Origin of the sequence: Klebsiella sp. HMSC09D12 (assembly GCF_001808475.1) — a bacterium.
Lineage (GTDB): Bacteria > Pseudomonadota > Gammaproteobacteria > Enterobacterales > Enterobacteriaceae > Klebsiella > Klebsiella oxytoca.
Window position 1 is genome coordinate 26,081 of the sequence record NZ_KV793374.1, and the last position, 8,212, is coordinate 34,292.

The following is an 8,212-nucleotide window of genomic DNA, read 5'->3' on the forward strand; positions in this document are numbered from 1 at the left end:
CAATCTGGCGCCGGGTCTTACCCCGGCACCAGTGACCTGTTTGAGCGAGAGTTACTCGTCTTCCAGTTCGATGTTGATGCCCAGCGAGCGAATCTCTTTCAACAGCACGTTGAAGGATTCCGGCATGCCCGGTTCCATCTGATGGTTGCCATCCACGATGTTCTTATACATCTTAGTACGGCCGTTCACGTCATCAGACTTAACGGTGAGCATTTCCTGCAGGGTGTATGCTGCGCCATATGCTTCCAGCGCCCACACTTCCATCTCCCCGAAGCGCTGACCACCGAACTGTGCCTTACCACCCAGCGGCTGCTGAGTAACCAGGCTGTAAGAACCGGTAGAACGCGCATGCATCTTGTCATCAACCAGGTGGTTCAGTTTCAGCATGTACATGTAGCCAACGGTAACCTGGCGCTCGAATTGCTCACCGGTACGACCGTCGAACAGGGTGATCTGGCCGGAAGTCGGCAGGCCACCAAGCTGTAACAGTTCCTTGATTTCAGACTCTTTCGCACCGTCGAAGACCGGCGTTGCGATCGGCATACCTTTTTTCAGGTTTTCAGCGAGACGCATAACTTCTTCGTCAGTGAAGGTATTCAGATCAACCTTCTGACGAACGTCGGTACCCAGATCGTAGGCACGCTGGATGAACTCGCGCAGTTTGGCGACTTCCTGCTGCTGTTTCAGCATGGCGTTGATTTTCTCGCCAATACCTTTCGCAGCCATACCCAGGTGAGTTTCCAGGATCTGACCGATGTTCATACGAGACGGTACGCCCAGCGGGTTCAGTACGATGTCGACCGGCGTGCCGTTTTCATCGTAAGGCATATCTTCGATCGGGTTGATCTTAGAGATAACACCCTTGTTACCGTGACGACCTGCCATTTTGTCACCAGGCTGAATCTGACGTTTAACGGCCAGATACACTTTAACGATCTTCAGTACGCCCGGTGCCAGATCGTCGCCCTGAGTGATTTTACGGCGTTTCGCTTCGAGTTTTTTCTCGAACTCGTGTTTCAGTTCGTCGTACTGCTCAGCCAGCTGCTCCAGCTGGTTTTGTTTCTCTTCGTCGGTCAGGCCGAGTTCCAGCCAGCGATCGCGCGGCAGCTTGTCGAGCTTCTCAGCTTCGATACCGCCGGAGACCAGCACCGCATAGATACGACCAAACAGGCCAGCTTCGAGGATCTGCAGTTCTTCAGACAGATCTTTCTTCGCCTGTTTGAGCTGCATCTCTTCGATTTCCAGCGCGCGTTTGTCTTTTTCTACGCCGTCGCGGGTAAAGACCTGAACGTCGATAATGGTACCGGAGACACCGTTTGGCACGCGCAGAGAAGAGTCTTTAACGTCAGACGCTTTCTCACCGAAGATCGCACGCAGCAGCTTCTCTTCTGGCGTCAGCTGGGTTTCACCTTTCGGCGTTACTTTACCAACCAGAATATCGCCACCGGTCACTTCCGCACCGATATAAACGATACCGGACTCATCCAGTTTAGAGAGTGCAGCTTCACCCACGTTCGGGATATCAGCGGTGATCTCTTCCGGCCCCAGCTTGGTGTCGCGGGACACGCACGCCAGTTCCTGAATGTGGATGGTAGTAAAACGGTCTTCCTGAACAACACGCTCGGATACGAGGATGGAGTCTTCGAAGTTGTAACCGTTCCACGGCATGAACGCGACGCGCATGTTCTGACCGAGCGCCAGTTCACCGAGGTCGGTGGACGGACCGTCAGCCAGCACGTCACCGCGCTCAATCGGCTCGCCCAGAGAGACACACGGCATCTGGTTGATGCAGGTGTTCTGGTTAGAGCGGGTGTACTTGGTCAGGTTATAGATGTCGATACCTGCTTCGCCCGGGTACATCTCGTCTTCGTTAACTTTGATAACGATACGGGACGCATCCACGTACTGAACCAGGCCGCCACGTTTAGCCACCGCAGTTACACCGGAGTCAACGGCAACAGCACGTTCCATACCGGTACCAACCAGCGGCTTATCAGCGCGCAGGGTCGGAACGGCCTGACGTTGCATGTTCGCACCCATCAATGCACGGTTGGCGTCATCGTGTTCCAGGAACGGGATCAGGGACGCACCGACGGAAACCACCTGCTGGGTGGATACGTCCATGTAGTCAACCTGGTCGCGGCTGAACAAGCTGGATTCGCCTTTACTACGGCAGGTAACCAGATCTTCTACAAAGTGGCCTTCGTCATCCAGGTTGGAGTTCGCCTGAGCAATAACGTAGTTACCTTCTTCGATAGCAGACAGGTAATGAATTTCGTCGGTCACAACACCGTCGGTGACTTTACGATACGGAGTCTCAAGGAAGCCGTATTCGTTCGTCTGTGCGTACACGGACAGGGAGTTGATCAGACCGATGTTCGGACCTTCAGGCGTTTCGATTGGACATACGCGACCGTAGTGAGTCGGGTGTACGTCTCGAACTTCAAAGCCTGCGCGTTCGCGAGTCAGGCCGCCCGGGCCGAGTGCAGAGATACGACGTTTGTGCGTAATCTCAGACAGCGGGTTGTTCTGGTCCATAAACTGAGACAGCTGGCTGGAGCCAAAGAACTCTTTCACCGCTGCAGAAATCGGCTTGGCGTTGATCATATCCTGAGGCATCAGGGTATCCAGATCGCCCAGAGACAGACGCTCTTTCACCGCACGCTCTACGCGAACCAGGCCAACGCGGAACTGGTTTTCCGCCATTTCGCCAACGGAACGGATACGACGGTTGCCAAGGTGGTCGATATCATCGACTTCGCCTTTACCGTTACGGATATCGATGAGCTTCTTCATCACTTCAATGATGTCTTCTTTGCTCAGGATACCGGAACCTTCGATTTCGTCGCGCAGCAGAGAACGGTTGAACTTCATACGACCAACCGCGGACAGATCGTAGCGGTCTTCGGAGAAGAACAGGTTCTCGAACAGGCTTTCAGCAGCTTCACGAGTCGGCGGCTCACCAGGGCGCATCATGCGGTAGATTTCTACCAGTGCGCTCAGACGATCGTTGGTCGGGTCAACGCGTACAGTCTCAGAGATGTACGGACCGTGATCCAGATCGTTGGTGAACAGCGTTTCGATACGCTTATGGCCAGACTGGCTCAGCTTGGCCAGCAGATCCAGGCTCAGCTCCATGTTCGCCGGGCAGATCAGCTCGCCAGTAGATTCGTCAACATAGTCTTTAGAGGCAACTTTGCCAGCGATGTACTCAACCGGAACTTCGATATGTTTGATATCGTCTTTTTCCAGCTGGCGAATGTGACGCGCAGTGATGCGGCGTCCTTTCTCAACGTACACTTTACCGTTCGCTTCGATATCGAAGGAGGCGGTTTCGCCGCGCAGACGCTCCGGTACCAGTTCCATCTGCAGCTTGTTGTCGCGAATTTCAAAGACCACTTTTTCGAAGAACAGGTCAAGGATCTGCTCAGTGGTGTAATTCAGCGCGCGCAGAATGATGGTAGCCGGCAGCTTACGACGACGGTCGATACGGACAAACAGGTTGTCTTTCGGGTCGAATTCGAAGTCCAGCCAGGAGCCACGGTAAGGGATGATACGTGCGTTATACAGAACCTTACCGGAAGAGTGAGTCTTACCTTTGTCACTGTCAAAGAAGACGCCCGGGCTACGGTGCAGCTGAGAAACGATAACGCGCTCGGTACCGTTGATAACAAAGGTACCGTTGTCGGTCATGAGCGGAATTTCGCCCATGTAGACTTCTTGTTCTTTAATGTCTTTAACGGTGCCTTCCGGCGCTTCGCGCTCGTAGATCACCAGACGCAGTTTAACGCGCAGCGGTGCCGAGTAGGTCACGCCACGGATCTGACATTCTTTAACGTCAAAAACCGGTTCGCCCAGACGGTAGCTGACATACTGCAGCTCAGAATTACCGCTGTAGCTCTTAATCGGGAATACGGAACGGAAAGCTGCTTCCAGACCATACTGCCCTTCAGGATCTTGCTCGATGAACTTCTGAAACGAGTCAAGCTGGATAGAAAGGAGATAAGGTATGTCCAGAACCTGCGGACGTTTACCAAAATCCTTACGAATACGTTTTTTCTCGGTATAGGAGTAAACCATAGGGTTCCTCAGCTCGCTGACAAGTCGACCCATCTGCCCACATAAGGCAGTTTTTTATGCAACACTATTTTGTTGACCGGAAAATGGAACACTTTCCGCAATACCTGTTTCTATCACGCTTAAACCATTTCATTGCGATTTACACAGCTCAGGGACCCTAACCTGTCGCAGTATATTAAGTCGTCTATAGAAACAAGCATTGTCAGGACAACCAGTAGTCAAACAGTGTGAAATGCTACTGGCGCCTTACAGCGCAAAAAGGCTGGTGACCAAAAAGTCACCAGCCATCAGCCTGATTTCTCAGGCTGCAACCGGAAAGGTTGGCTTATTTAACTTCAACTTCAGCGCCAGCTTCTTCCAGAGATTTTTTCAGTGCTTCAGCGTCATCTTTGCTCACGCCTTCTTTCAGAGCAGCCGGAGCAGATTCTACCAGGTCTTTAGCTTCTTTCAGACCCAGGCCAGTCGCGCCACGTACTGCTTTGATAACGGCAACTTTGTTCGCGCCGATACCTTTCAGAATTACGTCGAATTCAGTTTTTTCTTCAGCAGCGTCAGCAGCCGGGCCAGCAGCAACAGCTACAGCAGCAGCAGCGGAAACACCGAATTTTTCTTCCATTGCAGAGATCAGCTCAACAACGTCCATTACGGACATAGCGGATACTGCTTCAATGATTTGATCTTTAGTGATAGACATTTAAATTGTTCCTGAATATCAGAATAAGTTTATACGTAAGCAGATGCTTTATGAAGATAACTGCGATTAAGCAGCTTCTTTCGCATCGCGTACAGCAGCCAGAGTGCGAACCAGTTTGCCAGCCGAAGCTTCTTTCATGGTTGCCATCAGGCGTGCAATTGCTTCTTCGTAGGTCGGCAGAGTTGCCAGGCGGTCGATTTGCGACGCCGGGATCAGCTCACCTTCAAAGGCTGCGGCTTTGACCTCAAATTTTGCATTCGCTTTCGCGAAATCTTTGAACAGACGAGCAGCTGCGCCCGGGTGTTCCATAGAGTATGCAATCAGGGTCGGACCAACAAACGTGTCTTTCAGGCACTCGAAAGGAGTACCTTCAACGACGCGGCGCAGCAGGGTGTTACGAACAACACGCATGTATACGCCAGCTTCACGACCTGCTTTACGCAGTTCAGTCATTTTGTCTACAGTAACGCCACGGGAATCCGCAACTACTGCAGACAGCGCGCCTTTGGCTACTTCGCTGACTTCAGCAACAATCGCTTGTTTGTCTTGAAGATTTAAAGCCATTAGCTTTGCTCCTGGATGTTTGCCAGAGCTCATGCTCCGGAACTCACTTCACTCAACTCAAAGAGAAGAGCGTCTTAATACGGTGAGCAGAAACAAGCCAGAGTATCCAAAAATAATCTTAGCGTTCTGTCACCGTCTACGCAGGGGATTAAGTTTCTTGCGAAACACCTGCGGTCTTCGACGGAGGCCTGGATAGGCCAGGCTCCAACGAACAAATCTTGTCTAGCCGTCGCTATTCACGCAGTGGCGGCGTTGACTGCCTTGCCACAGCCTGAATATCTCGGCTATACGTCTGCTATAAGCAGAATACGTGGGGGTAAGATTGTAGACAAATTCACCGCCCACGTAAAGCTAATCTTAGTTCGCAGAAGCGCTCAGACCAGCCTGATCAACGGCAACGCCAGCACCCATGGTGGTGGAGATGCTGATTTTCTTGATGTACACGCCTTTAGCCTGAGTCGGTTTCGCTTTTTTCAGCGCAACCAGCAGAGCTTCCAGGTTTTCTTTCAGTTTATCAGCGTCAAAATCCACTTTACCGATGGTGGTGTGGATGATGCCGTTTTTGTCGTTACGGTAACGAACCTGACCTGCTTTAGCGTTCTTAACCGCTTCAGCAACGTTCGGAGTTACAGTACCAACTTTCGGGTTTGGCATCAGGCCGCGCGGACCCAGAACCTGGCCCAGCTGGCCAACAACGCGCATTGCATCCGGAGAAGCAATAACCACGTCAAAGTTCATTTCGCCTTTTTTGATCTGGTCAGCCAGATCTTCCATACCTACCAGCTCTGCGCCAGCAGCTTTAGCTGCTTCAGCGTTCGGGCCCTGGGCAAATACAGCTACGCGAACTGAACGGCCAGTACCGTGCGGCAGTACGGTCGCGCCACGGACGTTCTGGTCAGATTTACGAGCGTCAATGCCGAGGTTAACGGCAACATCAACGCTTTCAACGAACTTAGCAGTCGCCAGTTCTTTCAGCAGAGAGATGGCTTCGTTGATGTCGTACTGTTTGGTCGCATCAACTTTGTCACGAATCACGGACATGCGCTTGGTCAGTTTAGCCATTTCTTAGTCCTCCACTACCAGGCCCATGGAACGTGCAGTACCTTCAATGGAGCGAGTCATCGCTTCAATGTCGGAACCAGTCATGTCGGCAGCTTTGGTCTGCGCGATTTCCTGCAGCTGAGCGCGGGAAATTTTACCTACTTTGTCTTTGTTCGGTTTACCGGAACCAGACTTGATACCAGCCGCTTTTTTCAGCAGAACTGCTGCCGGCGGAGTTTTGGTAACGAAGGTGAAAGAACGGTCAGCGTAAACGGTGATAACAACCGGGATTGGCAGACCTTTTTCCAGGGATTCAGTTTTTGCGTTGAACGCTTTGCAGAATTCCATGATGTTCACACCCTGCTGACCCAGTGCTGGACCAACCGGCGGACTCGGGTTTGCCATACCAGCTGCAACCTGCAGCTTGACGTAGGCTTGTACTTTCTTAGCCATTTAAATTTCCTCGTTTGGGTGTAGCGCCTTACAAAAGGCTCCCCGTGATAAATATCGCTTTACGGGCATCAGGCCCATAAAAACAAAAGGCGCGAAATTGTATGCCAATTTCGCGCCTCATGCAACGATTAAAGCGTTGCTTTTTTGATCGGCGGTTAAGCCTTTTCTACCTGGGCAAAGTCCAGCTCGACCGGCGTCGCACGACCGAAGATAGAAACGGACACTTTCAGACGAGACTTCTCGTAGTCCACTTCTTCAACCACGCCGTTAAAGTCGGCAAATGGGCCGTCGCTAACGCGTACCATTTCACCCGGCTCAAACAGCGTTTTCGGCCGCGGCTTATCGCCAACCTGCTGCAGACGGTTCATGATCGCATCGACTTCTTTGTCACTAATAGGCGCCGGACGGTCAGAAGTACCGCCGATAAAGCCCATCACACGCGGTACGCTGCGCACCAGGTGCCAGCTCGCGTCGTTCATCACCATCTGGACCAGCACGTAGCCCGGGAAGAATTTACGTTCACTTTTACGACGCTGGCCGCCGCGGATTTCGACCACTTCTTCGGTCGGCACCATGACTTCGCCAAACAGCTCTTCCATATTGTGTAATTTGATATGTTCACGCAACGAGGTAGCTACGCGACCTTCAAAACCAGAAAACGCCTGAACGACGTACCAGCGTTTTTTAGGAGCTTCAGACATCTCAGAACCTCAGGCCAGTGATAAAGGATACCAAGCGAACCAGAATACCATCCAGTCCCCACAGGATCAGTGACATTACGGCGGTCACCGCGGCAACAATCAACGTGGTATGCAGCGTTTCCTGGCGAGTCGGCCAGATCACCTTACGGACTTCGGTTCTCGCTTCACGAGCGAAAGCGACTGTCGCCTTACCTTTTGTCGTTAACAGCGCGACACCGCCTGCTGCAGCGATCAGAATCACTACGGCCAGCGCACGCACTGCCAGCATAATGTCACGATAAAGGAAGTTGCCGACGATGGCCACAACCAGCAGCACGACAACGATTGTCCACTTCATCGCTTCGAGGCCGCGCCCGCTCCCTTGAGCTTCGGTATTCGCACTCATAAACCAACCTGTCACAAGAATTCAGACAAATAACTTCACCCCGCATGAAATGCGAGGCGACCAAACCGAAATGCTCTGCTGCGTTTCGGACTTAACGCCCTCTTCAGAGCCTGTCTCAGCAATGATTATGACCCAAAAAATCACTGATGAGCCAGGTTCTGGTGTGAAAGCGTGCAAAAAGGGCATCAAATGATGCCCTTTTATTGCGCATTGCGTCAAATGTTATCAGCAATTAGCCGAGAACTTTAGCAACCACGCCTGCGCCAACGGTACGGCCGCCTTCACGGATTGCGA

Annotated in this window: 7 protein-coding genes; all 7 read right to left on the reverse strand. The window is 52.1% G+C overall.

Annotated elements, in window-relative coordinates:
• Nucleotides 1-51: 51 nt before the first annotated feature.
• Nucleotides 52-4,080: a DNA-directed RNA polymerase subunit beta gene (gene rpoB, locus HMPREF3178_RS00130; RefSeq protein WP_004109725.1), complete on the reverse strand. Its 4,029-nt coding sequence runs from the start codon at nt 4,078-4,080 to the stop codon at nt 52-54.
• Nucleotides 4,081-4,405: 325 nt separating this feature from the next.
• Complete coding sequence (rplL, locus tag HMPREF3178_RS00135; RefSeq protein WP_004109728.1) at nt 4,406-4,774, reverse strand: 50S ribosomal protein L7/L12; 369 nt, start codon at nt 4,772-4,774, stop codon at nt 4,406-4,408.
• A 66-nt stretch (nt 4,775-4,840) separates the two neighbouring features.
• Complete coding sequence (gene rplJ, locus HMPREF3178_RS00140; RefSeq protein ID WP_004109731.1) at nt 4,841-5,338, reverse strand: 50S ribosomal protein L10; 498 nt, start codon at nt 5,336-5,338, stop codon at nt 4,841-4,843.
• Nucleotides 5,339-5,695: 357 nt separating this feature from the next.
• A complete protein-coding gene (rplA, locus tag HMPREF3178_RS00145; RefSeq protein WP_004097642.1) occupies nt 5,696-6,400 on the reverse strand; it encodes a 50S ribosomal protein L1 in 705 nt (234 codons plus the stop codon).
• Between the two features lie 3 nt (nt 6,401-6,403).
• On the reverse strand, nt 6,404-6,832 hold the full coding sequence (gene rplK / locus HMPREF3178_RS00150) for a 50S ribosomal protein L11 (RefSeq protein ID WP_004097640.1): 429 nt from the start codon (nt 6,830-6,832) through the stop codon (nt 6,404-6,406).
• Between the two features lie 155 nt (nt 6,833-6,987).
• A complete protein-coding gene (gene nusG, locus HMPREF3178_RS00155) occupies nt 6,988-7,533 on the reverse strand; it encodes a transcription termination/antitermination protein NusG (protein WP_002438628.1) in 546 nt (181 codons plus the stop codon).
• Nucleotide 7,534: 1 nt separating this feature from the next.
• The gene (gene secE / locus HMPREF3178_RS00160; protein ID WP_004097638.1) at nt 7,535-7,918 is read right to left on the reverse strand and encodes a preprotein translocase subunit SecE; all 384 of its coding nucleotides are present in this window, start codon (nt 7,916-7,918) and stop codon (nt 7,535-7,537) included.
• Nucleotides 7,919-8,212 lie beyond the last annotated feature (294 nt).